Source organism: Croceitalea vernalis (assembly GCF_031846405.1).
Lineage (GTDB): Bacteria > Bacteroidota > Bacteroidia > Flavobacteriales > Flavobacteriaceae > Croceitalea > Croceitalea vernalis.
The window spans coordinates 1-550 of sequence record NZ_JAVRHU010000022.1 but is presented as its reverse complement, the minus strand read 5'-3'; the positions used below and the strand labels follow the sequence as shown (position 1 = coordinate 550).

The 550-nt window shown below is 40.5% G+C and carries 1 protein-coding gene; it reads left to right on the top strand.

Annotated features, from left to right (window positions below):
- Positions 1–550 (top strand): Kelch repeat-containing protein (locus tag RM520_RS15230; RefSeq protein WP_311388570.1); only part of this gene is annotated, 550 nt, incomplete at both ends.

Here is a 550-nt window from a genome sequence, read left to right as displayed (position 1 = left end):
GCTCAAGACAAATCACAAGATGGAGACTGGAGTGATATCATTCCATTAGAGGTAATACCCGTTGCGGTGTCTAATTTACCTGATGGTAAATTGATTGTATGGTCCGCTAAATTCAGAGAAACTTTCAATCTCAATCAAGACGGGATGACTTTTACTGAAATCTATGATCCGTTTATAGGAAAGATAGGTGCTGGTGAAGGTGAAATCTTAACTAACTTAAATCATGACATGTTTTGTCCAGGCATCAACAACTTGCCTGATGGACGTATTTTATCTGCTGGGGGCACTAGCAGTTTTAAAACTAGCCTTTATGATTCTAATACTGGGCTTTGGACTGCTGCTGATGAAATGAATGTGCGGCGGGCATATCAAGGCAATGTAACCCTACAAAATGGTAATGTATTTACTTGGGGGGGCTCATGGAGTGAAGTACCGCCTTACCCAACCAGTAGCGATAAAGTTGCTGAGATTTGGGATATTACCAATGATACTTGGACAGATTTAACAGGTTTAACAGGAGATATTTTATGGAACGCTAATGATGCTGCTC